General features: G+C 66.8%; 18 protein-coding genes. 14 read left to right on the top strand and 4 right to left on the bottom strand.

What is annotated here, in order from left to right:
- Positions 1–35: 35 nt before the first annotated feature.
- On the bottom strand, positions 36–851 hold the full coding sequence (locus JSV65_11915) for a sugar phosphate isomerase/epimerase (GenBank protein ID UCH33276.1): 816 nt from the start codon (positions 849–851) through the stop codon (positions 36–38).
- 267 nt (positions 852–1,118) lie between these two features.
- Between JSV65_11915 and JSV65_11910 the strand changes: the two genes are divergently transcribed.
- The gene (locus JSV65_11910) at positions 1,119–2,126 is read left to right on the top strand and encodes a hypothetical protein (protein ID UCH33275.1); all 1,008 of its coding nucleotides are present in this window, start codon (positions 1,119–1,121) and stop codon (positions 2,124–2,126) included.
- A gap of 173 nt (positions 2,127–2,299) precedes the next feature.
- The gene (locus JSV65_11905; GenBank protein ID UCH33274.1) at positions 2,300–2,917 is read left to right on the top strand and encodes a hypothetical protein; all 618 of its coding nucleotides are present in this window, start codon (positions 2,300–2,302) and stop codon (positions 2,915–2,917) included.
- Between the two features lie 121 nt (positions 2,918–3,038).
- Here JSV65_11905 and JSV65_11900 read toward each other — a convergent pair whose 3' ends face one another.
- Positions 3,039–6,842: a PKD domain-containing protein gene (locus JSV65_11900; protein ID UCH33273.1), complete on the bottom strand. Its 3,804-nt coding sequence runs from the start codon at positions 6,840–6,842 to the stop codon at positions 3,039–3,041.
- Positions 6,843–7,780: 938 nt separating this feature from the next.
- On the opposite strand from JSV65_11900, the gene efp reads away from it, so the two are divergent.
- The 12 genes from efp to JSV65_11840 all read left to right on the top strand — a co-directional run bounded on the left by efp (position 7,781) and on the right by JSV65_11840 (position 22,585).
- Positions 7,781–8,344 (top strand): elongation factor P, encoded by a 564-nt coding sequence (gene efp / locus JSV65_11895; GenBank protein UCH33272.1) that lies wholly within the window; start codon positions 7,781–7,783, stop codon positions 8,342–8,344.
- A gap of 10 nt (positions 8,345–8,354) precedes the next feature.
- On the top strand, positions 8,355–8,822 hold the full coding sequence (locus JSV65_11890) for a hypothetical protein (GenBank protein UCH33271.1): 468 nt from the start codon (positions 8,355–8,357) through the stop codon (positions 8,820–8,822).
- Positions 8,803–9,189: a hypothetical protein gene (locus tag JSV65_11885; GenBank protein UCH33270.1), complete on the top strand. Its 387-nt coding sequence runs from the start codon at positions 8,803–8,805 to the stop codon at positions 9,187–9,189. Before JSV65_11890 ends, JSV65_11885 begins: the two co-directional genes overlap by 20 nt.
- A 28-nt stretch (positions 9,190–9,217) precedes the next feature.
- Positions 9,218–10,567 (top strand): acetyl-CoA carboxylase biotin carboxylase subunit, encoded by a 1,350-nt coding sequence (gene accC / locus JSV65_11880; protein UCH33269.1) that lies wholly within the window; start codon positions 9,218–9,220, stop codon positions 10,565–10,567.
- 114 nt (positions 10,568–10,681) lie between these two features.
- Positions 10,682–11,122 (top strand): transcription antitermination factor NusB, encoded by a 441-nt coding sequence (nusB, locus tag JSV65_11875; GenBank protein ID UCH33268.1) that lies wholly within the window; start codon positions 10,682–10,684, stop codon positions 11,120–11,122.
- Positions 11,119–12,378 (top strand): exodeoxyribonuclease VII large subunit, encoded by a 1,260-nt coding sequence (gene xseA, locus JSV65_11870; protein UCH33267.1) that lies wholly within the window; start codon positions 11,119–11,121, stop codon positions 12,376–12,378. Before nusB ends, xseA begins: the two co-directional genes overlap by 4 nt.
- Entirely contained in the window at positions 12,318–12,677 is a 360-nt protein-coding gene (gene xseB / locus JSV65_11865; GenBank protein UCH33266.1) for an exodeoxyribonuclease VII small subunit, read from the top strand. The genes xseA and xseB overlap by 61 nt, the downstream gene beginning before the upstream one ends.
- Before the next feature lie 272 nt (positions 12,678–12,949).
- Entirely contained in the window at positions 12,950–14,836 is a 1,887-nt protein-coding gene (locus JSV65_11860) for a 1-deoxy-D-xylulose-5-phosphate synthase (GenBank protein ID UCH33265.1), read from the top strand.
- 165 nt (positions 14,837–15,001) lie between these two features.
- The gene (locus JSV65_11855) at positions 15,002–19,246 is read left to right on the top strand and encodes a CoA activase (GenBank protein UCH33264.1); all 4,245 of its coding nucleotides are present in this window, start codon (positions 15,002–15,004) and stop codon (positions 19,244–19,246) included.
- Between the two features lie 337 nt (positions 19,247–19,583).
- Positions 19,584–20,339, top strand: coding sequence for a hypothetical protein (locus tag JSV65_11850; protein ID UCH33263.1), 756 nt, complete (start codon positions 19,584–19,586; stop codon positions 20,337–20,339).
- Between the two features lie 222 nt (positions 20,340–20,561).
- Positions 20,562–21,518: an NAD(P)-dependent oxidoreductase gene (locus JSV65_11845; protein UCH36768.1), complete on the top strand. Its 957-nt coding sequence runs from the start codon at positions 20,562–20,564 to the stop codon at positions 21,516–21,518.
- A 2-nt stretch (positions 21,519–21,520) separates the two neighbouring features.
- Positions 21,521–22,585, top strand: coding sequence for a dihydrodipicolinate synthase family protein (locus JSV65_11840; protein ID UCH33262.1), 1,065 nt, complete (start codon positions 21,521–21,523; stop codon positions 22,583–22,585).
- Between the two features lie 37 nt (positions 22,586–22,622).
- Here JSV65_11840 and JSV65_11835 read toward each other — a convergent pair whose 3' ends face one another.
- Together JSV65_11835 and JSV65_11830 are read right to left on the bottom strand one after the other, a co-directional pair.
- Positions 22,623–23,171: a hypothetical protein gene (locus JSV65_11835; protein ID UCH33261.1), complete on the bottom strand. Its 549-nt coding sequence runs from the start codon at positions 23,169–23,171 to the stop codon at positions 22,623–22,625.
- 78 nt (positions 23,172–23,249) lie between these two features.
- On the bottom strand, positions 23,250–24,041 hold a 792-nt coding region (locus JSV65_11830), incomplete at its 5' end, for an NAD(P)-dependent oxidoreductase (GenBank protein ID UCH33260.1).

Here is a 24,041-nt window from a genome sequence, read left to right as displayed (position 1 = left end):
CATGTCCAGTCGAGTGAGATGGCATCAGGACTCGCCTACACCACGAACTGGCGCAGGAACTTGAGCCCCAGCCGCAGGCCGTCATCGCAGCGATCGCCGGAGAACACCGGATCCTCGTGTTCGATGATGACGTCCCTACTGTAGTTGATATCATCGAGCACGGTGAACAGCCGCTTCCAGTTGATGTCGCCGTGGCCCGGGATGCGGAAGCGCCACCAGCCGGGTCCGGAGATGCCGACGTAGCCGAGGACATCGCCCATGATCTCGGTGTCCTTGGCGTGGAACGCATAGACGCGGTCCGCGAACCGCCGTAGAGCGGACACGTAGTCTATCCCCTGCCACACCAGGTGCGATGGATCGAACTCCAGCCCGATCGCCTTGGTCGGCAACTCGTCGAACATGCGCTCCCAGTTGGCGGGGCTCCACGCGATGTTGCAGAACCCGTGGGGGCAGTTCTCGATGGCGATGACGCAGCCCTTATCGCGCGCGACCTTGGCGAGCTCGCCGAAGGTGCGCTTGTAGTGGGCGAACTTGTTGGTGAGCGATGCGTCGCGGGGCACCCAGGCGTTGAGCGTCACGATCTTCGTGCCCAACTCGCGGGCGATGCCGCACACCTTGCCGAAGTTGCTGCGGGCCTTGCGCGCGGCGGCGGCGTCGGCGGCGGCATAGTTCTCGCCGTGGAAGACCGTGAGCGTGGCGAGGCCGTTGCTCGCCATCGTCTCCTTGATCCGCCGCACCTCGGACTTGGCCGGCAGCGCGCCGCCCACTGCAATCTCGAGGCCGTCGAAGCCTGCCCCGCCGGCGAACTCCGCGCGCTCCTGCGAATACCTGGTCACGAATCCGATCCGCATCAGACCATCTCCTTCCGCAGCCCGCCGTGGCGCGCAAGCACCGCATTCGACGATGACGGGCGCGACCTCCTGTTCCATGCCGGCGCGAGTTCCCCTCCTGCGTCCGACGGCGCGTGCCGTTACCGGAATCCTTCCCACGCCGTACGGCGGACCGCGGAAGATGCCGCAATGGCGGCCTCGGGAGCGACGCGGACAAGGAACAAGCTGCGGCGGCATAGAACCTAGCACCGCAACTGCCAACTCGCATGTCCTCCCGGGAGGCCCGTCATGACCATTCGCGCCACCGCGCCGACCCGAATAGACCTGGCCGGAGGAACCCTCGACATCTATCCGTTGTGCGTGTTCGTTGACGGCGGCATCACGCTCAACATGGGTGTCAACTTCCTGAGCCACGTCACCGTCGAGCCGCGCGCCGACGCGCGCATCCACCTGCGCTCCGAGGATACCGGCGCGACACTCGAGGCCCCGGATGTCGCCTCACTGCCCGTCGGCCAGGAACTCGACCTCGTGGCGCGCATCATCAAGTTCTACTCGCCCGAGATAGGCGTTAACGTGACGACGCGCAACACCGTGCCCCAAGGATCGGGTCTGGGTGCCTCTTCCTCGCTCCTCATCGCCCTTACCGGCGCTCTCGATCGTCTCAATGGCACGGACTTCACGGCCGATCAGTTCGTTGACTGGGGCGCCAACATCGAGGCGCAGTGCATCGGCATTCCGACGGGCAAGCAGGATTACTTCGCGGCGCTCTACGGCGGCGTCAGCGCCATCTGGTTCCGCGTGGACGGCAACGAGCGCCGGCCCCTGGTGACGGACGAAGACTTCCTGCGCGCGCTCGAGACTTCCATCATCCTGACCTTCACCGGCGAAAGCCGCTTCTCCGGCACCAGCAACTGGAACATGCTCAAGGCCTACATCGAGGATCTTGGCGATAACCGCTCCTGCATGCACGCCATCAAGCGCACCGCTCTCGCCATGCAAGACGCGCTCGGGGGCAAGGATCTCGCCCGCTTCGCCGAACTGGTGGATGAGGAGTGGCAGAATCGCAAGCAGCTCGCCGAGGGCGTCACGACCCCCCATATTGACGAACTCATGGCCGCCGCCGCCGCCGCGGGCGCGTGGGCGAGCAAGATCTGCGGCGCGGGCGGGGGAGGCTGCATGATAACCGTCGCGCCGGATGACAAGCGGCAGGCCGTCATCGCCGCGCTCGAGGCCGGGGGCGCGAAGCACCTCGATTACCGCATCGCGCGCCAAGGCCTGACCGTGGAGCAAGGCTAGCCCGCTGCGGCCGTAGCCGCGATCGGTCGGCGCGAGCCGCGGTGCCGTGCGGCGCTCAGCGCCGCCCGACACGCGCCTCAGGCGTGATATGGATGATCCGGGCGAGAGGGGAACACTCGGTTCTGTGGAATAGTCCAATCAGTAATATGGCGTTGACGTGACGGAGGGCGACCGTGCGTTCGCCGGATCAGCCGAGGAAGTGCCCAAACTGCGGCACCGAAGTCGCCGCGACCGACAAGGTATGCTGGCGCTGCTATCGCTCGTTGCCCCCGCCTACACCCCCGCCGCCCCAGCCCAAGCACCCCCGGCGTCGGCGCCGCGTTCCTGCCTCGGTGCTGCTCGCGATCGCAGTCGTGCTTGGCCTCGCGGGGTACTGCTGGCACGTGCGATCGTCGCCGACCACCTGCCTCATGACTTACTTGCAGGCTCAGCACAGCGGCGACGTCAGAACAGCATATCGCCTGCTCTCCGTCCGCAGTCGCGAGATGATCAATCCCGAAGAACTGCAGGCCGCGTCGCAAGCGCCGGGGTCGGCACCGGGGCCGGCGCCCGTGTACGCCATACGCTCGGTGGAGCCCGACAACGGCGGCGTCAAGATAACCCTGGACGTCACCACTTCTCAGGCCAGTTCGACCCCGCCCGCGAAGAGCGTGTGTTGCATGTACCTCGTGCGAGAGGGCGGCTCATGGAAGATGGATATGGTGCGCACGAGCCGGGAGCAAATGGGCGATGTGATGGTCGGCCAGCACGGCTGGTTCCGACTGTGGAGCACCAAGCTCGGCGGCAACTAGCGCGACGGGCGGCGCCCTACTACTTCGGCGTCGCCCGTCGGTTGTCAGTCAGCGCCCCTCACGCCGTTATCGCACCTGTGTCCCGGTCGGGCCCACGGTGATTCTCTCGTAGCTTAGCCCCCTACCGCTCCAGAATGATCGTATCCGCCTGCACCTGTGACAGGCAGCCGAGGTAGTCGCGGCACTGCGCATAGACCGCGCGCTCGCCGTCCGCGCCCAACGCCAGCAGCCACTGGGCGCGGGTCGCATAGGGCTGCCACGCGCTCCACGGATCATCCGGGCGGTTCTTGAACCGCATCTGCGCCGCGCCGCTCGCGCCGATGCTCAGCGTCACCTCGCGACTCGCGGTGCGCTCCGCGTTGTCGTTGATCCGGAAGTACTTGAGTTCCGGCGGCGCGAAGCTGTCGTAGTAGATGGTGTCGCATACCGCATCCGACATGTTGCCCAGCCGATCGCGGAACTGCGCGTACACCGCGCGCTCCCCGTCCGCGCCCTCGAGCAGCATCCACGCCACGCTCGTCGCGTACGGCCGCCACGCCTCCCACGCATCGGCGTAGCGGTGCTTGAAGCGCATCTCCGTCGCACCGCGCGCCCAGATGTTGAGCGTCACCGACCGCTGCAGCGTGAGCTCCGCCCCGCGGTTGATGCGGATCAACCCCACCGGCGGCGCCTCGGTTTCGAGGTAGATCGTGTCGCACACCGCCGCCGACTGGGTGCCGAGGTAATCGCGGAACTGCGCGTACACCGCGCGCGGCCCGTCGTCTCCCGGCGTCAAGGTCGCCGGCGCCGTCGCCGCATATGGCTGCCACGCGCCCCACGCGTCGGCGTAGCGCTGCTTGAAGCGCATCTCCGCCGCCGCCCGCGCCCGCAGGTTGAGCGTCACCGACCGCGTCGCCGTCTCCTGCGCCCCGCCGTTGATGAGCACCCGCCCCACCGGCGCTTCGGCCGTGTCATAGCAGATCGTGTCCGCCCGCGGCGCAGACAGCGCCCCGTACATGTCGCGGTATTGCACGTACACCGCGCGCGCGCCCTCCTCGCCCGCCGCCAGCGTCCACTGCGTCGTCCGCGCGTACGGCTGCCACTCCCCCCACGCGTCCGCGTAGAGGTTCTTGAGCCGCATCTGCGTCGCGCCCGTGGCGTAGAGATCCAGCGTCACCTCCAGGCTCTCCGTGTATGCCGCGCCGCCCTCGATCACCACCTTGCCCCACGGCGCCACGTCGGTGGTGTCGTAGAAGATCAGATCGCTCACCGCAAACGAGCCGATGCCGATGTCGCTGATGCACTGCGCGTCCACCTTGCGCCACCCCTCGGGCCCCGCCGCGAGCACCCACGGCGCGCTCGTCGCGTACGGCATCCACGCGCTCCACGCCCCACCGTCGTTGCGGAACCGCATCTGCGCCGCGTCGGTCGCCGCGATGGTCAGCGTCACCGGCAGCGTTTGCGTGCTCAGAGCGTCGGCGTTGATGACAAAGCTCGTAATCACGGGCCGTGCCGTCACCTCGACCATCACTGTCGTCGTCGCCGTGTTGCCGGGGATGAAGTCGTCGGTGACCCGCAGCGTGACCGTATGGAGCCCGGCATCGACGAAGGCGTGGCTCGCGGTGACCCCGGTCGCGTCGTAGGTGCCGTCGCTCTCCCAGTCCCATTCGTAGGACACGATCGCATGATTCGGGTTGGGGTGGTACGACGCCGCGCCGCTGAAGTCGATTAGGTCATTCGTTGATGCGCTTGGCGGCGATGCCTGAGCACTGGCCACCGGCTCGGTCGGCCAGTTGAGGTCGAAGTAGATGTAGGGGCGGTTGGCAGCCCGGTCGTAGCCCTCAGCATAGGCGACCCACATCTCGAGTGTCGTCGCGTCGTACACCGCGTTCATCAGGTTGGAGTTCATCGCGTTGTGGACCGAGATCGCGATGGCCACCGCGGGATCTATGTTGCCCCAGTTCGCTACGAGATCGTTGTAGAGGCGCGATTCAAAATCGTAGTAGCCGCCGTAGATGACGTCGGGAATCGGCGGCAGCACCCCGCCCGGCGGTTCGCCGAGATGGGACACGTCGAACCGCACCGGGGAGGTCTGCATGAGCCCGGCCTGGCCTTCCTCGGGGTCCGATACGGTGTACCACAGCGAGCTGGTGCGGGCGGCGGCGGAAATGATGTTCTCCGCCTCGGTGTAGCTCTGCGCGAGTTCGAGCACGTCCTTGAGGACAAACGGCATCGGCTCACCTTCGAGCGTCTCGAAGTCGTAATCGAAATCGTCCCCCATCTCGCTCACCGGAATATGCTCGTAGCTCATGCCGGCGATGGAGCCGAGCATGCCCGCGAACGTCACGTTGACATACTTGTTGCGGCCGAGGGGTTCGTACACGACCAACAACGGGTTATCCTGGCTCGCCAACTCCAGTCCGTAGTCGAGGTTCCTGAGCTGAATACAGTGACCGTCAACGGTCGCGTTGCCCATCGCCGCGAAGGCGCTGCAGTGAAACTCGGATAGGTCCGGAATGGCGTGCATCTTCCAGATGATCTCGACCGGCAGGGCGGCGCCGTCCGCCAGTCCCTCCATCTCCTGCAGGTACTCCCACGGGGTGTAGAGCCACATCGAGTCGATTGCCCACCGCCACATCTCCTCGGTGATGCCCCCGGCCTCGGCCGCCGCCAGCGCGTTGGCGCAGTTCGCCTGCACTTGATCGCGCAGGAGATACCCGTGCCAGTAGCCCATCTGGTAGTGGTCGCCGCCGGTGTGCAGCACCGTGATCTCGTCCGCGCCGCTGCCGATGACCTCGTAGAATCCGTAGCCGCCGACCTCTGGGGTCTCTACTGGCACGTAGTCATTGAGGTTGAAGTAGACGTACGGCCGCTCGTACGCATACTCTGCGCCCTCGGCGTAGGCGACCCACATCTCGCGCGTGGTGGCGTCGTAGACGACGTTCATCAGGCTCGAGTCGCCGTCGGAGACGAGGCGCGATATCTCTACCATGAGAGCGGCATCGTAATTGCCGTAGTTGGTGTTGAGATGCGCCCAGGCGGCGGCGTTGTTCATCGTCCCGTACACGACGTTGGGTAGCACGTTGGGCCACAGCTCGTCGTCCTCGTCGTTGTCGAGCCAGATCCAGAGGTACGGATCGAACGCCTTGATCTTCGCCGCTGCCAACCAGTCGCCATCGCCGATGAAGAAGTAGTATTTCTTGATGCGGTTCGCATTCTCGACGATGTTGAGGGCATGGTACAGGCTGGGGGCGTCCTGAAGGATGTCGCGGAACATCACGAAGAACGGAATGCCGTCGAGGTCGAAGGGATAATCCGAGCCCGGGGACTCCCCGATCTCGGTCGTCGCGATGCCCTCGGCGTTCATGCCGGCGATCGAGCCCACCAATCCCGCGAACCCAACGTTCGCGTGGGGGATGCCGCTCTCGGGGAGATAGACGACGATGACCGGATACGCCCCGAGTCCGAGCTCGACGCCGGAGCCGTGATCGAGATTGCGGATCTGGTAGAGATGCCCGTCGGCGCTCGCCTCACCCCACACTCCGACGCCGCTGCAGGCGTAGTTCGACAGAAGCGTGACGCAGTGCGCGCGGCGCAGCACGTCGTAGCTCATTCCCGCGCCGTCGGCCACGCCCTGCATCTCCTCGATGAACCGCGTATGGACATACGGCTCCACCGCCGCCCACGCGGCGTCGAGCGCCGCGTTCGAGTAGCGCACCGGGTCCTCGGCCTGAGCGCCATCCAGATAGACGGTCATGCAGGCCAGGGCCTCTGCAGTCATGAGGTTGCCGTAGGAATAGCCCATCTCGTAAGGCGTGCCGCTGACGACGACGACGGGAATCTCGTCCAGCCCTTCGCCGACCGATATGCGATAACCGGCGGCGAGCATTGGGCAAGCGGCGCCGGCGATCAGGCAACCGATGAGGAAGAAGCGGAACCCACGCATCGTAGCACCTCCCGAGCCGGACTCCGGCAAGCAGCACCCGCGAGGGACCGGGCTGGCCGTCCAGGGCTGCGACGATTTAGAGCAGATACGCGGACACGGCTAGCTGGCCCAGCGACGTCCCGACGCCGGGGCTGCTGTCGAGCGACCGCAGGGGCCATTCGGCACGCCCTCGCCACTTCCCTGCATGAAATCACGATAATCCGGGGGATGCCGAGCGGCGCCGACGCGTGGCGCCGGCAGGGCGAGCGTCCCGGCCGACCCGGCTCCGGACATTCAAGGGCAGCCTTGGCCCGCGCTGCACTCGATTGCGCCGCGCGGGTGTGCTGTCCGTTGCTCAGAACCACCGTGCGTGTGGGGAGCGAGGCGCCGGAACGCTGCGCTTGCTCCGGACGAAACGCCCACGCTGGTCCTCCGCAGGTGATCCGGCGTCGCCCGCCGAACCTCACAGGCGGTGTGCGATGAAACGCGGAGAGTTCGCACACGAATCCGATGCGAGGTAGAACATGCCGAAGCCCGAATGCCCGAATCTGCAGAGCAATCTTGACAACTGCCCATGCACCTCTGACGACTGCCCCCGGCGCGGCAAGTGCTGTGAATGCGTCGCCGCCCACCGGGCCGGTGGCAGCCTGCCCGCCTGTTGCCGGGAACCCGAGGACGGCTAGAAGCACCTCCTCACGCCCCCGCCGCTCCACAGCGCCGCTACTGCCGCCAGTGTGACCGAGTGTTGTTGGCGTCGGTGCGAGCACGCCGTGGCTGGCGCCGACGCCGCGGCGCCGAGATGAACCGGCGGGAGCGCCCGTTCCACATCCGGCAGCGGTTTCCCCCGCTCCGCGCTCCACGCCGCCGCTCTCGCACTGCTTGACTTCCGGGCCGGGCGATAGTACACTAGCGCTGGCGGGCGGCCGGGAACGGGCCCGCTTCTCTCGGACGGTTCTCACATGATCTCAACGGCCGATTTCAAGCGCGGCCTCACCATCGAGTTGGAGGGCGAGGTCTTTCAAATCGTTGAGTTCCAGCACGTCAAGCCGGGCAAGGGCGGCGCGTTCGTGCGCACCAAGTTGCGCAACATCCGCAGCGGCAATGTCTTCGATCGTACCTTCCGCGCGGGCGAGCGGATGGAAATGGCGCACGTCGAGCGCAAGCCGATGCAGTACCTCTATCGCGTGGCAACGGACTACGTCCTCATGGACCTCGATACCTATGACCAGATCACGCTCGGCGCCGATGAGTTCGGCGACGGCGCGAAGTACCTCAAGGAAGGCCTGGAGGTCTCGGTCGTCATGCACAATAGCCGCTTGATCGGGGTCGAGCTTCCGGACACCGTCGAGCTTGAGATCGCCGAGACCGACCCGGGCTTGCGCGGCGACACCGCGTCAGGCGGCTCGAAGCCGGCGAAGGTCGAGACCGGCGCGGTGGTGGACGTTCCGCTGTTTATCAACACCGGCGACGTCATCCGCGTCGACACGCGCAGCGGCGAGTACGTCGCCCGCGTCTCGACCTGAAGACAGCACCATGCCAAAGGACAACTTCCAACTCGAACGCATCCGCGAGCTGATCGCCATCATGCGCGAGTCGGGTGTCACCGAGTTGTCCGTCGAATTGCCCGACTTCAAGATCAGCCTCAAGCGCGAGGGCATCGGAGCGGAAGAGGAAGCGCCGGTGTTCGCGGTGGAACCGGAGCCGCGGGCCGCCGGGGAGGCGCCGGAGTCGTTTCCGGTGGTCGCGCCGATGGTGGGCATCTTCCGCGCCGCGACCGATCACAGCGCGAAGGTGTCGCCGGGCGACACCGTTGCGGTGGGACAGGTGATCGGGGCGATCGAGGTGATGAAGGTGCCGAATGACGTGCTGTCGCCAGTGGGCGGCGTGGCGCGCGAGGTGCTGGCGGCGGACGGGGCGGCCGTGGAGTACGGTCAGCCCCTGATGCTGATCCAGCCGCTGGCCGCAGCCGAGGGAGTCGAAATTGAAGCCGAAGCGATCTGAGGCCGGGTGGGCGACGCTCATCGAGCTGCTGGTCGTCACGGTCATCATCCTCATCGTGATCTACATGCTGTACGGGAGGCCGACTGCGCCGAGCGGCGCGGGCACTGAGGTGGACGACCTGGCCACGCAAGCGCGCACCCGGCCGGGCGCCGCGCTGGAGCAAGCCCGGGCAGTGGAGTGCCAGCAGAATCTGCGCGGGCTGCGCCAGGAAATCGCGGCGTACCGCATGGATGCGGAGCAGCCTCCGGGATCGCTTGCCGAGATCCGCGGCGGCGCCAAAGCCTGCTCCGTCTCAGGCAACCCCTACGCGTACGATCCGGCGACGGGCACTGTGCGCTGCACGACCCCCGGCCACGAGCGCTTCTGACCCCGACCCCGACAGGCGGAGAGCCTTTGTGTTCAAGAAGATCCTTGTCGCCAATCGCGGTGAGATCGCGGTGCGTGTTATCCGCGCTTGCCGCGAGATGCGCATACCCACGGTCGCGGTGTACTCGCAGGCCGACGCGGACGCACTCCACGTGCGGCTCGCCGACGAGGCAGTGTGCATAGGCCCGCCGGCGAATCGCGACAGCTACCTCAACATTCCCAACATCATCACCGCGGCCCTCATCACCGAGGCCGACGCCGTCCACCCGGGCTATGGCAACCTCGCCGAGACCGCGAGCTTCGCCGAGAACTGCGACTTGTGCAAGCTCGCCTTCATCGGCCCCAGCGCGGACACCATCGAGGCGCTTCAGGACAAGGCGCAGGTCAAGCACACCATGCACGCCGCCGGCGTCCCCGTCATCCCGCCGGAGGAACCGGCCATCGTGGTCAACGATCAGGATGCGCTGAAGGTGGCGTCGCGCTCTGGGTACCCGATGATCATCAAGGCGGCGGCCGGAGGCGGGGGGCGCGGCATTCGCATCGTTCACGACGACGACGACCTCGTGCGCAGCCTGCCCGTAGCGCGCTCGGAGGCGGAGGCCGCGTTCGGGCGCTCGGAGGTTTACCTCGAGCGCTACCTGGAGGAGCCGCGGCACATCGAATTCCAGATCCTCGCCGACAAGCGCGGCAACATGATCCACCTCGGCGAGCGCGAGTGCTCGATTCAGACCTCGCGGCACCAGAAGCTGCTCGAGGAGTCGCCGTCCATGGCCTTGTCGCCTTCCCTGCGCCACCGCATGGGGGACGCGGCACTGCGCGCCGCCAAGGCAGTTGGCTACACCAACGCCGGCACCGTCGAGTTCCTGCTCGACACCAACCGCAAGTTCTATTTCCTCGAGATGAACGCCCGCATCCAGGTCGAGCACCCGGTGACGGAGTGCGTCACCGGCATGGATCTGGTCAAGGAGCAGATCCGGCTCGCGGCCGGCGAGAAGCTCGCTCACGCGCAGAAGGACATCCAGTTCCACGGCCATGCCATCGAATGCCGCATCACCGCCGAGGACCCCGAGCGCGAATTCGCGCCGTCGGCGGGCGCGGTCAATGGCCTGCGTCTTCCAGGTGGGCCGGGGGTACGCGTGGACACGCACCTCTACGCAGGCTATCATGTGCCGCCGTACTACGATCCGCTCCTCGCCAAGCTCATCGTGTGGGGCCGGGACCGCCGCGAGGCGATCGCCCGCGCCCAGCGCGCGCTCGCCGAATTTGAGATCGACGGTTTTCGGACGACCATCTCCTTCCACCGCGAGGTGCTTGCCAACGCCTTCTTCCGACGCGGTGAAACCACCACTGATTTTATCCGACGCCGGATGGGGCTCTAATGGGGTTCGTCCATTACCGGAGGGCCGGCAGACTGGACAATTATGCTTGCGAACCCCATTCCGGAGGAGTCTCGGTTGCTTTCGTGACAGCCGAGACTGCGCGGTAGGGGAACGATGAGCAAGCGACGCGCGGCTCGCGAGCAGGCACTCAAGTGGCTTTACCAGATCGACGTCGGCAAGACCCCCGTGGACCAAGCGATTGTCGAGGCCTATGGGCGGCTGGACGAGGCAGGCGTCGAGTTCGCCCGCGAATTGGTGCGCGGTGTGGTCGCCCATGTCACGGAGATCGATGAGCTGATCGCGCGTTACGCGAAGGACTGGAGCCTCGACCGCATGGCCGCCGTGGATCGCAATGTCCTGCGCCTCGCCATGTTCGAAATCCTGCACTTGCCCGACATACCGCACGGGGTTTCCGCAGATGAGGCCGTGGAGCTGGCCAAGAAGTACAGCACCGCCGAGTCAAGCAAGTTCGTCAACGGCGTGCTCGGCAGCCTGCTGCGCGACCTCGGCGAGCGTCAGGCCGAGCCCCAGCCCCAGCCGGAGAACGACCGATGAACGAGCGCCCCGCCGCTCCCGCCGATCGCTTCATCTTCAGCGTCCGGCAGCTGACCCGGTACGTTCGCGCGTTGCTGGAGCGCGACGAAGGGCTGCGCGACGTGTGGGTGCGGGGGGAAGTCAGCAACTGCGTGCGGCATACCTCCGGCCACGTGTACTTCACCCTGAAGGACGAGGCGAGCCAGATCCGCTGCGTGGCGTTTCGCGAGTACGCCGAGCGCATGTCGTGCGTGCCGGAGAATGGCGCGCGCATTCTCGCCCACGGTAGCATCACGGTTTACGAGCGCGCCGGTCAGTATCAGCTCTACGTCACCGAAGCGGTGGCCGACGGGGTCGGCTCCCTGCACTTGCTGTTCGAGCAGTTGAAGGAGAAGCTGCGCGCCGAGGGACTGTTCGACGCCGCGCGCAAGCGGCCGATCCCGTCTTTCCCGCGGCGCATTGCGGTCGTCACCTCGGCCGACGGCGCGGTGTTCCACGATTTCTCAGTCATCGCCAAGCGGCGCTGGCCGGGGGTGGCGGTGACTCTGGTGCCGGCGGCGGTTTCCGGAGCGGGCGCGGCTCCGTCCATCGTTCGCGCCCTGGCCGAGGCGGCGGAAGTCCCCGACGCGGAGGTCATCGTGCTCGCGCGCGGCGGCGGCTCATTGGAGGAACTGTGGGCGTTCAACGAAGAGCCGGTGGCACGCGCGATTGCGGGCTCGCCGGTGCCGGTGGTGAGCGCGGTGGGGCACGAGACGGACTTCACCATTGCCGATTTCGTCGCCGACCTGCGCGCGCCGACGCCGTCGGCAGCGGCGGAAGTGCTGACGCCAGACGCGGCGGCGATGTGCGCTCATGCCGTGCGGCTGCGCGAGCGCGCGCGGAACGCGGTCGTGCGCCTGCTCGAGCGTCATCGTCGGGAGCTGAGTCTGCTGCGCGGGCGGCGGGTTCTCGGCGTTCCCGCGGCGCTGCTCGCGGAGCCGCGGCAGCGCACCGATGAGGCGCTGCGCCGGATCCGCGTCGCCGCCCGACAGGAAGTCGAGCGACGCCAGGCGCGCATTACGGCGCTGGGCGAACGGTGCCGCGCCCTCGACCCGCTGGCAGTGCTCAGCCGCGGCTATTGCGTGATGCGCCTGTCGCCGGAGGGAACGGTGGTGCGTGCCGTCGGCCAGCTTTCCACCGGCGACGAGACCGAGGTGATCCTCCACGACGGCTCCGCATGGTGCGAGGTGGACAGGGTCGTCCCGCGCGAGCCGGAAGAGAACGTGACACAGAGGTAAACGTGAAGAAGAAAGGGAGTCCAACGGGCAAAGGCGCTTCGAGCAAGGCAGCCCTCAAGGCCGGCGGGGAGAGCGCTGCCGCCCAGTCCTTCGAGCAGGCTCTAGAGCGTCTGGAGAAGATCGTCGAGCGCCTCGAGAGCGGGGAGGAAACGCTGGACGATTCGCTGCGCCTGCACGAGGAGGCGATGGGCCTGTGGCGGTTCTGCGAAGAGCGGCTGCGGGTCGCTCAGGGGCGCATCGAGGAGCTTGCCGGGGAACTCGAGCCGCCGGGAGACGACGAGCCGGGCGATCCCGAGTGATTGTGCGCTCCGTGCAGCGAAGGTCGCCTCAGGTGCCGCGGCGAATCATAGTGCTGTAGTCCGCCCCATGACAGCAGTATCGGATCGTGAGCCGTGATGAGGCAAGCGGCCCCGTCATTCCTCACGTTCACCGCGAGCGCTCGCCCTGAGCACAGCGCAGCGCAGCCCGGGGGGAAGCGAGGAGTCTTGCGCCGGGAAACCCTTCGCTTGCGCTCTGGACGACACGCAGCTTGCTGCCCGTGCGGGCTCGATGAGAGGTTATTGGATAGGCAATGTCAATTCTCGATACGATATCCGGCCCCGCCGACCTCAAGCGGCTGTCAAACGCCGAGTTGAAGGAGTTGGCGCAGGACATCCGCGACCGCCTGATCGAGGTCGTGTCGCGCCGCGGCGGGCATCTGGCGGCGAATCTCGGCGTGGTCGAGCTGTCCGTCGCGCTGCACTATGTCCTCGATAGCCCGCGCGACAAGATCATCTGGGATGTCGGCCATCAGTGTTACACTCATAAGCTGCTCACCGGGCGTGCCGAGGCCCTGGCGACGCTGCGAGAGCTCGGGGGGATGTCGGGCTTTCCGCGCCGCGCCGAAAGCGAGCACGACTGCTTCGACACCGGGCACGGCAGCACTTCGATTTCGGTCGCTCTCGGGTGTGCCGCCGCGCGGGATCTGGCGAGTGAAGAACACGCCGTCGTCGCAGTGATCGGCGACGGTGCAATGACCGGCGGCATGTCCTTCGAGGCCATGAACCATGCGGGCCACTTGGGCAAGGATCTCATGATCGTGCTCAACGATAACGAGATGTCCATCTCGCGCAACGTCGGCGCGCTGGCTCATTACCTCAGCCGCGTGCGCGCGGACCCGCACTACCTGCGCGCCAAGGACAACTTCGAGGCCGCCGTCCAGCGGCTCCCCCTCGGCGGGGCGATGCTCGACGCGGTCGACAAGCTCAAGGCCAGCGTCAAGCACCTGCTCGTGCCCGGCATGCTGTTCGAGGAACTCGGCTTCACCTACCTTGGCCCGATTGACGGGCACGATGTTGACGCCCTCGTGGAAACGCTCAGTCACGCGCGCAGCATCAAAGGCCCGGTGCTGGTTCACGTCATCACGACCAAAGGCAAGGGCTACGATCCCGCCGAGCGCGACGCGCGCCGCTTCCACCGCATCGCGCCGTTCGATATTGACTCCGGCGAGCCGGCACTGCCGGCGGGCGACTCGTCGTTCACCTCCGTTTTCGGCGCGACGTTAGTGCGGCTCGCGCAGGATGACAAACGCATCGTCGCCGTCACCGCCGCTATGCCCGACGGAACGGGCCTCGTGCCCTTCTGCCAGAGATTTCCGGACCGGTTCTTCGACGTGGGGATGGCCGAAGGGCACGCGGTTACGTTTGCGGCGGGCCTCGCCTCGGCGGGTCTGCGTCCGGTAGTCGCGGTGTACTCGACGTTCCTCCAGCGCGCCTACGACCAGGCGCTGCACGACGTGTGCCTTCAGCGCCTACCGGTGGTGCTTGCGGTTGATCGCGCGGGGCTTGTGGGCGAGGATGGCCCCACGCACCACGGGGTTTTCGACCTCTCATACCTGCGGCATCTCCCGAACCTGACCGTGATGGCCCCGCGCGACGGCGAGCAGCTTGCCGCGATGTTGCGCACCGCGCTCGCCGGCGACGGGCCGGCGGTCATACGCTACCCGCGCGCCGCGGCGCACTTTCCGGATCAGCTTCCGCCGGCCATTCCCGTCGGCGTCGGCGAGGTCTTGCGCGAGGGTGCGGAGGTTGCGCTGCTCGCCGTGGGCAGCATGGTGGCGCCCGCGCTCGACGCAGCGGTCCTGCTGGAGAGCCAGGGCGTGTCCGCCGCCGTGGTGGACGCGCGCTTCGTCAAGCCGCTGGACGAGAAACTCATCCTCGATCTCGCCGCCCGCTGCGGCGGGCTGATCACAATCGAGGAGAATGCGCTTCAGGGCGGGTTCGGCAGCGCCGTGCTCGAGCTGCTGCAAGCGCACGACGTCGTCGTGCCGATGCGTCGTCTCGGCCTGCCCGACCGCTTCATCGAGCATGGTCCGCGGGCGGCGCTCCTCGAAATCAACGATCTCACCCCGGCCGGCATCGCCGCGGCCGCCGCCGACCTCGCCCACCATCCGCAGCGCTACCACCCCGCCCCGAGCTAGGCCACGCGCGGCGCCGACCACAAACGGGCAGCCCCAGGAGGTGTCTTCCCGTTCACCTTGGTGTGTGAATAAGCGCTTGCGCCCGTTGACCTTCCCGCGTCCTTGCGCTAACATTTCTAATACACCCGACCCAAACCAGCACGGATCGCAGGAGTCCGAAGCAAAGTGACCACCCCTTCGTCTCGTTCAGACCAACTCGACTTGGGCATAGACCTTGGCTCGGTAAGTGTCAAAGCTGTTCTCATTGATGACAAGGACGGCATCGTCGAACATCATTATATCCGACACCGCGGCCAGCCCGTGCGAGCGACGCGCGGCGTGCTCGCGGACATGCTTGAGCGCTTCCCGGCGGAGCGCATCCGCCGCGTCGCTGTCACCGGGGCCGGCGGCAAGCTGCTCGCGGAGCTGCTCGACGCCTACTGCGTAAACGAAGTCGTCGCGCAGGCGGCGGCCGCGGCGGTGCTGCATCCCGACGCGCGCACCATCATTGAGATCGGGGGCGAGGATTCCAAGCTCGTCTTTCTCCAGCCCGGCGACGACGGCAAGCCCGCCATCGCCGACTTTGCCATGAACACCATCTGCGCCGCGGGCACCGGCTCGTTCCTCGACCAGCAGGCGCATCGCCTCGGCCTCAGCATCGAGGAGTTCGGCGAGCTCGCCCTGCGTTCCGAGCATCCCCCGCGCCTCGCCGGCCGCTGCAGCGTGTTCGCGAAATCCGACATGATTCACCTCCAGCAGAAGGCGACCCCGTCCCATGACATCGTCGCTGGCCTCTCCTTCGCCATGGCGCGCAACTTCAAGAGCACCGTCAGTTCCGCGCGGACGCTCGACCCCCCCGTGTACTTCCACGGCGGCGTCGCCGCCAACCCGGGCATCGTTCGCGCGTTCCACGACGTGCTCGAGCTAAGCGACGACGAGTTGCGCGTGCCCGAGCACTTCGCGGTCATGGGCGCCATCGGCGCGGTGCACGCCGCGCGCGGCGACGGCGCGCCGGCGAATGGCTTTGCCGGGTTCGCGCGGATGGATACGTTCCTGGCGGGGGAGGGCGAACGGCCGCAGACGGCGGCCCTCGACCCGCTGCGACCGGCACTCGACATGGTGCGCTACGAGCAGGCGGAGATGGCGCCCGCGCCCGGCCCCGGGGAGCGCATACCGGCCTATCTCGGCGTAGACGTCGGCTCGATCAGCACCAACCTCGTCGTCCTCGACACTAACAAGCGCGTGATCGCAAAGCGCTACCTCATGACCGCGGGCGCGCCCATCGAGGCGGTGCGCCGGGGCCTGCGCGAGATCGGCGCCGAGGTCGGCGACCGCGTCGAAATTCGTGGCGTCTGCACCACCGGCTCGGGGCGGTACCTCACCGGCGACTTCGTCGGCGCGGACATCGTGAAGAACGAGATCACCGCCCAGGCCAGGGGCGCCATCGAAATCGATCCCCGCGTTGACACGATCTTCGAGATCGGCGGACAGGACTCCAAGTTCATCTCCCTCGACAACACCGCCATCGTTGACTTCGAAATGAACAAGGTCTGCGCGGCGGGCACGGGATCCTTCCTCGAGGAACAGGCGGAGAAGCTCGGCATCAAGATCGAGGAGCAGTTCGGCGACATGGCCCTCTCCGCGACGGCGCCCCCCAACCTCGGCGAGCGCTGCACCGTGTTCATGGAATCGGAACTCGTGCGCCACCAGCAGACCGGCACGCCGACCGAGGATCTCGTCGCGGGACTGAGCTACTCCATCGTCTACAACTACCTCAACCGCGTCGTGGCGGGCAAGCGCGTCGGGAATCGCATCTTCTTCCAGGGCGGGGTCGCGGCCAACCGCGCGGTGGCCGCAGCGTTCGCCAAGGTCACGGGCAAGTCGATCACGGTTCCGGCGCATTACGAGGTCACCGGCGCCATCGGCTGCGCGTTGCTCGCGATGGAGAACGACACCGGCACGGGCAGCAGGTTCAGGGGTTTCGACCTCTCCGAACGCAAGTACGAGATCACGTCGTTCGAGTGCAAGGACTGCCCCAACCGCTGCGAAGTGAACCGCGTGACCGTCGAGCGCGAGCAGCCGCGCTTCTACGGCAGCCGGTGCGAGAAGTACGACGTCGAGCGCCGCGTGGGCAAGGGCGAGGGTCTGCCCGATCTGTTCGCTGAACGGACGGAGTTCCTGCTCAACGCCTACACTCCGAGCGAGGAACTGCCTGAGGACGCGCCGCGCGTGGGCATCCCGCGCAGCCTGTTGTTCCACGAGGTGTTCCCGCTGTGGCACGCTTTCTTCACCGAATTGGGATGCCGCGTCGTTCTGTCGGACCCCACGACCAAGCGCATCATCCACCGCGGCGTCGAGGGCTCGATCGTCGAGACCTGCTTCCCCATGAAGGTCGCGCTCGGCCACGTCCTCGACCTGCTCGACAAGGGCGTGGATTACCTCTTCCTACCCAGCGTCATCAACCTCCCGCGCGAAGAGGAGGAGATGACGGATTCGTTCGTCTGCCCGTACGTGCAGAGCTTCCCGTACACCGTGCGCTCCGCGGTTGATCTCGAAGCGGCGGGCGTGAAGGTCTTGCAGCCTGCGACGTACATGTACCTCGGCCCGGAGCACATCTACCGTGTCCTCGGCGGGATGGCTTCGACGTATCTCGGCAAGGACCGCCAGACCATCGCCGGCGCGCTCAACGCCGGCCTTATCGCCTGGGACAAATTCCAGCAGTCCTGCCGGGAGCGCGGGGAGGAAGTGCTCGCGTCGCTCGACGACCACCAGAAAGCGGTCGTCGTCATCAGCCGCTCCTACAACGGCTGCGACCCGGGCGCCAACCTCGAACTCCCGCGCAAGCTGCGCGATCTCGGCATCCTGCCCATTCCCATGGACTTCCTGCCGCTGGATTCGGTGAGGCTCGCCGAGGACTGGCCCAACATGTACTGGCGCTACGGGCAGAAGATCCTGGCCGCCGCGGAAATCGTCGCCGACGACCCGCGCCTGACGTCGCTCTACATCACGAACTTCGGCTGCGGCCCGGATTCGTTCATCACGAAGTACTTCCGCAAGCGCATGGGCGACAAGCCGTATCTCCAGATCGAGGTGGACGAGCACAGCGCAGACGCGGGCATGATCACCCGCTGCGAGGCATTCCTCGACAGCCTCGCCGCGTCCGACGGCCGCGAGATCGCCAACGGCCACCGGTTGCGCTGGTTCACGATCGCGCCCGGCTCCAAGCGCACCGTGCTCCTTCCGTACATGGCGGATCACGCATACGGCCTCGCCGCGGCCTTCGAGGCGAGCGGGATGCCCGCCGAGGTGCTGCCGGAGAGCGACCAGGAGACGCTCTCTTGGGGGCGGCAGTACACGTCAGGCAAGGAGTGTTACCCCTGCATCATCACCACCGGCGACATGGTCAAGCGCGCCATGCAGCCCGACTTCGACCGCGACAAGTACGCGTTCTTCATGGGGGGCTCGGGCGGCCCGTGCCGCTTCGGGCAGTACAGCGCCTTGCAGCGCATGGTGCTCGACGAGATCGGGTTCGAAGACGTGCCCATGTACGCGCCCAACCAGGCGTCGAGCTTCTGGAATGACCTCGGCATGATCGGGCGCAAGTTCCTGCGCGTCGGCTGGCAGGCCATCGTCGCGATTGACGTGCTGTCCAAGGCGCTGTGGGAGACCCGCCCGTACGAGGTCGAGCCGGGCGCCACGGAACGCGTTTATCGCCAGCATCTCGACGCCGTGTGCGACGCGATCCGGAACGACCAGCCGCTCGACCCGGTGATGCGCGAGGCGCGCCGCGCGTTCGACAAGATTAGAGTTGACCGCTCCGAGCCCCGCCCGGTGATCGGCGTCGTCGGCGAGATCTTCGTCCGCGCGCACCGCTTCAGCAACAACTACGTCGCTGATGAGATCCAGGCCCTCGGCGGCGAGGTGTGGATGGCGCCGGTGTACGAGTGGTTCTTGTACCGCAACTTCCGCCGCTCGATGCGCAGTTGGCTCGACAACGACCTCAAGCTGTGGACCAAGAACCTGCTCATGGACTGGGTCATGCGCCGCGACGAGCACCGGCTGGTGAGCCCGTTCCACGGCTACCTGCGCAATGCGGAAGAGCCGCCGACGCGCGAGGTGCTCGGCCTCAGCGGGCCGTATCTCCACCGCACCTTCGAGGGCGAGGCGATTCTCACCGTCGGCAAGGCGATAGACTTCGTGCGCAAGGGCGCCGCGGGGGTCGTCAGCACCATGCCGTTCACCTGCATGCCGGGGACGATCGCCCACGCCATCATCAAGCGCGTCAAGGAGGAGGAGGGCGGCTTCCCCTTCCTCAACATGGTGTACGACGGCACCGAGCAGGCAAGCGAGGACACGCGCATCGAGGCCTTCATGCACCAGGCGCGCGAATACGCGCGGAGGAAGGGAGCGCCGAAGGGCAGGCGCCACTGACGGCCGTAGCCAGTAGGGGCACAGCATGCCGCGCGCGGCGCCCCGCAGTTGGATGGCGTCCTTCTGATTGGGTGGCCGCACCAAGTAGCCGGTCGCTCGCACGGTGCGACCGGCGCGCCTGGCCCGGTATAACCGCCACGTGCCACTGCTCATTGACCCACAGGCCGAAAACCGTCGTGGGCGGGACCCATGGCCGGCGCTGCCTCGCCACGGGACCTCGCGCGCTCCGCGCCTTCTTCCTACTGATTGGCGCGGTTTTCCCATGCCGTGGGCGCCACGGCTGGTCGCCGGCAGGAGAGTCGGCCCGAAAGACGAAGACTGACCGCGGGTGACTCCGGTGTCCGTGCAGCGCAGCTTGCATCTCCGCGCCGTCGTCGACAACCCCATCATCCGGCGCGAGGCGGTGCCGCGGCGGTTGCGGCGCGCCGGGCCGCTCCCTTGGCTCGGACTCGCCTCAGGCGCGGTACTGGTTCCATTCATCATCGCAGGCGTTGCTGCCCAGCGAAACGACTGGGTCACCGACTGGGCCGATGCACTGGCCTATTTCATCGCTTTCTGCTGGGCCGCGGTGATCAGCTTCGTTGCCTCGGCGCACACCTGCCGCGCCATCGTCCAGGAGCGCGCCCTCGGCACCTGGGATGCGCTGGTCATCAGCCGCCTCGGAGCCAAAGGGATCGTGTTTGGGAAACTCCTGGGCACACTCCTGCCGCTGTGGATGCTCGGTCTCGTCATCCTCCCGGCATTGATGCTCCTGGTGGATCTCTCGGCGACCACCGACGGCGCCCTTCCCCTGTGGATCGCCTACGGGCTGGCGATCGCGGGCAGCGCGTCGTTCGCCTCGCTCGGGCTGTACTGCTCGATGCGCTCCTGGACCGCCGCGGGCTCACAAGCCGCCACCGCCGCGGTGATCGCCGGCCTCGTCATCCTCCCGCCGTTGCTGACGGCTGCGGTGCCCAGTCACCTCTGGCTCAATCCCACGACCGAGGGTGTCTGGGGAATCGCGTATGCCGCGGTGGTCCTGCTGCCCGGCTTCCTCGCGTTGCTTCACCTCCTGCTGCGCTTCGATAAGCTGGACAAAGCGCGGCGGAGGTGACAGCCCCGCCGCCGGGCAGGATTCGGTCCCCATCCGTCTAATCGAAATGCTCAGGGCTGTGCGTCACTCGCCCATTTGTTTGCCCGATTCAGGATTGTTGCCAAGGCTGGTAGCCGCCGCCCGCCGAAGGAGGCCGCCGTGACGTTGTCTTTGCCCGACTCGATCGCGACCGAAGAGCAGCTCGACGAGTTCCTCGCGACGCCATCAGAGGCGCTCGTCGAGATGATGCGCCGGCTCGACGGAGACATCATGGTCCTCGGCATCGGCGGCAAGATCGGGCACACCCTCGGCGGCGCAGCGGTGAGGGCCATCAACCAGGCGGGCGTGAAGAAGAGCGTGCACGGCGTGGACAGCTTCCCGGAGCCGGGCGCGCGCGAGCGCATCGAGGGGCTGGGCGTCGTCCCGATGACGTGCGACCTGCTCGATCCCGTTGCCGTGGCTAAGCTGCCTCGCGCGGACAACATCATATTCATGGCCGGGCGCAAGTTCGGAACCTCGGGTGATGAGGAACTGACGTGGGCGATCAACGCCCTCGTGCCCGCCCACGTCGCGGCGCATTTCACCGCCAGCCGCGTCGTCGCGTTCTCGACCGGCTGCGTCTATCCCTTCGTCGCGCCGGAGACCGGCGGCTCCGTCGAGAGCGATGCCCCCGCCCCCGTCGGCGAATACGCGCAGTCCTGCCTCGCGCGCGAGCGCGTCTTCGAGTACTACAGCAAGAAGAACGGAACGCCGGTGTGCCTGTTCCGCCTCAACTACGCGATCGACCTGCGCTACGGCGTGATCCATGACATCGCGCGGCGGGTGTGGCAGGGCGAGCCGGTTGACCTGACGGTCGGGTGCTTCAACTGCATCTGGCAGGGCGACGCGGCCAACCAGGCGCTGCTGTGCCTGGAATTGTGCGCGTCCCCTGCTGCCGCCATCAACATCACCGGGCCGGAGACGGTCTCGGTGCGCTCCGTCGCCGAGGAGTGCGCGCGCATCATGGGCAAGCCGGTGACCTTCACCGGCGAGGAGGGCGCGACCGCGTACCTTAGCAACGCCGCCAAGGCCGCGGCGCTGTTCGGCCCTCCGCGCGTGCCGCTGGCGCACATGATTCGGTGGACCGCCGAATGGATCGTGGCCGGCGGGCGATCCTACGACAAGCCGACGCACTTCGAGGTCACGACGGGAAAGTACTAGCGATGCGACTGAGCGAGATTGCATCCGCCATTCGTGAGAACGTCAAGCGCGGCATGGTCATCCCCGCGCACCCGCTGGCACTGACGGCGGAGCGCAGACTCGACGAACGGCGCCAGCACGCGCTGACGCGGTACTACCTCGACGCGGGCGCGGGCGGCGTCGCCGTCGGTGTGCACACGACGCAGTTCGAGATTCGCCAACCCGGCATTGACCTCTTCGAGCCGGTGCTGGAGTTGGCTTCGGAGACGGTTGACGCGCATCCCTCAGGACAGGCGCGGCGGGTGTTGAAAGTCGCGGGGGTCTGTGGCAAGACGCCGCAGGCCTTGAAAGAAGCGACGTTCGCCGCGAGCCACGGCTATCACGCCGGCCTGGTGAGCCTGAGCGCGCTGGCCGACGCGGATGTCCCCGCGCTCATCGAGCACTGCCGCGAGGTCGCGGAGATCCTGCCGGTGTTCGGGTTCTACTTGCAGCCCGCCGTCGGCGGGCGGATTCTGCCGTACGAGTTCTGGCGCCAGTTCGCCGAGATCGAAAACGTCCTCGCGATCAAGATCGCGCCGTTCAATCGCTACCAGACGCTTGACGTTGTGCGCGCGATCTGCGAAGCGGGACGGGCCGGCGACATCGCGCTCTACACCGGCAACGACGACAACATCATCGTGGACCTGCTTCAGGAGTACCGCTTCGGGGACCATCGCGCGCGGGTCGCCGGCGGGCTGCTCGGCCACTGGGCGGTGTGGACGCGCGGCGCAGTCGAGCAGTTGGAGCGGATACACGCGATTGCGGAGCGCGGGGACCCGATTCCTTCGGAGACGCTGACGCTAGCCGCCGAGGTGACGGACTGCAACGCGGCGTTCTTCGATGCCGCGAACGGTTTTGCCGGGTGCATCGCGGGGATTCACGAAGTGCTGCGGCGCCAGGGGCTGCTCGAAGGCATCTGGTGCCTCAACCCGAATGAGTGCTTGTCCGCCGGCCAGGCGCAGGAGATTGACCGCGTGTACCGCGCGTACCCGCACCTCAACGACGACGACTTCGTCGCCGCGCACGTGGACGAGTGGTTGAGGGGCTGAGCCACTCCAGCAACGGCCAGTGCGGCAGCGGCGCCCGCTACAGGATCTGCGCGATCACATACACCACGTTTCTCTCGCGGTGGACCGCAATCGAACCTATCCATCCTCCGCCGTACTGTGATGCGTCGAACCAGTAGTACTCCGCATCGGCAATGCGCAGGGGCTCATCCACGCGTGTCTTCCACGCGTCGCGCTCGTACCAGTCGCGGCTCTCGAATTCGCGCCTCGGCACTCGTGTGCGCAGAGCTTCGGGCACGGCGTGCATGTACATCTCTTTGTCGTCACGAGAAGCGCGCGCCAAGAAGTTGTCTAGGGCTTCGTCCGTCGCGCGGAAGCGCATGAAGACAACATGGCCTTGCCCCATACCATGACCGGCGACCACGAGGTCCGAGACTCCGTGCGGGAGTGGCTGGCGGAACACCTTCCGGAACACCTCTGCCGGCGGGTCCGCCCCATAGTCGTGCAGCATGGAGCGCCCGAAGATGACGAAGATGAGGAGCCCGACGATGATGATTGGTGCGCTGATGAGCACCATGACCAGGAAGGGGATGGCAACGAACTTGGCCGTAAGCGCGAAACGTCTCATCGTAGCCGAGAGCCCCCGTTGGCCTACACAAGAGGTACCCCGTACAACCAGGTGCAAACGTCCGACATCTCCCACGGGTTACGAAGATGCGGCAGGCTCCTCCGCCCCGGCCAGCCTCCGCCAATATGTGACGATGCCGGGCTGCGTCCAGTCGGGCTCGCCTGAGACGTGCGCGAACTTGAAGGCTTCGTGGGCAACGCCGGTCACGGGAATGTTCGCGCCGTTGTCGTGGGCCAACTCCAGGGTGTAGCCGAGATCCTTGTAATGCAGCGCGAGCTGGCCGCCGCCGGTGAAGTCATCGCCGTACAGCGCCTCGGAGATCGGGAAGTCGAGATAGTCGCGCAGCAACCGCGGGTCGAGGCCGCATTTCTCCGCGAACGTCACCGCCTCCGCGTGCACCGCCAACTGCCCGGCGAGGATCATCTGATTCGCGAGCTTGAGCATCTGCCCGGAGCCGATCGGCCCGACGTGCCTCAGCTTGAAACTCAGCCGCTCCAACACCTCGCGCCCGCGTTCGAAGTTCTCCGTCGTCCCGCCGACCATGATAATGAGCCCCTCGCTGCGCCATGTGATGGGCGCGTCAATGAACCCGGCCCGCTTCTCAGCGCAGAGCTTCTCGTATCGCACGGCCGTCGCGGGTCGGCTGGTGCCGGTGTCAATGACGAGCCGGCCCCCTTCCAGCCGCGTGAGGGCGCCATCCGGGCCTTCCATGACTTCCTCCACCGCATGGCTGCCGGGCAGGCAGAGGATGATGACGTCGCACGCCTCAGCGACCTCGGCGGGAGTCGCCGCAGCCTGTGCGCCCGCGGCAATCACCTGCGCCATCTTCCGACGGTCAATGTCCAGCACCGTGAGGGGATAATCCGCCTC

This window comes from Armatimonadota bacterium, assembly GCA_020354555.1.
Taxonomy (GTDB): Bacteria; Armatimonadota; Hebobacteria.
The sequence above is the reverse complement of the archived record's forward strand: the minus strand, read 5'-3'. Positions and strand labels throughout refer to the sequence as shown.

Coding starts and splice junctions, on each gene's coding strand:
- JSV65_11840 (UCH33262.1), top strand. CDS start 21,521: ATGCGACTGAGCGAGATTGCATCCGCCATTCGTGAGAACGTCAAGCGC.
- JSV65_11835 (UCH33261.1), bottom strand. CDS start 23,171: ATGAGACGTTTCGCGCTTACGGCCAAGTTCGTTGCCATCCCCTTCCTG.
- JSV65_11860 (UCH33265.1), top strand. CDS start 12,950: ATGTCAATTCTCGATACGATATCCGGCCCCGCCGACCTCAAGCGGCTG.
- JSV65_11890 (UCH33271.1), top strand. CDS start 8,355: ATGCCAAAGGACAACTTCCAACTCGAACGCATCCGCGAGCTGATCGCC.
- JSV65_11900 (UCH33273.1), bottom strand. CDS start 6,842: ATGCGTGGGTTCCGCTTCTTCCTCATCGGTTGCCTGATCGCCGGCGCC.
- efp (UCH33272.1), top strand. CDS start 7,781: ATGATCTCAACGGCCGATTTCAAGCGCGGCCTCACCATCGAGTTGGAG.
- JSV65_11910 (UCH33275.1), top strand. CDS start 1,119: ATGACCATTCGCGCCACCGCGCCGACCCGAATAGACCTGGCCGGAGGA.
- JSV65_11915 (UCH33276.1), bottom strand. CDS start 851: ATGCGGATCGGATTCGTGACCAGGTATTCGCAGGAGCGCGCGGAGTTC.
- xseA (UCH33267.1), top strand. CDS start 11,119: ATGAACGAGCGCCCCGCCGCTCCCGCCGATCGCTTCATCTTCAGCGTC.
- nusB (UCH33268.1), top strand. CDS start 10,682: ATGAGCAAGCGACGCGCGGCTCGCGAGCAGGCACTCAAGTGGCTTTAC.
- JSV65_11845 (UCH36768.1), top strand. CDS start 20,562: ATGATGCGCCGGCTCGACGGAGACATCATGGTCCTCGGCATCGGCGGC.
- xseB (UCH33266.1), top strand. CDS start 12,318: ATGGTGCGAGGTGGACAGGGTCGTCCCGCGCGAGCCGGAAGAGAACGT.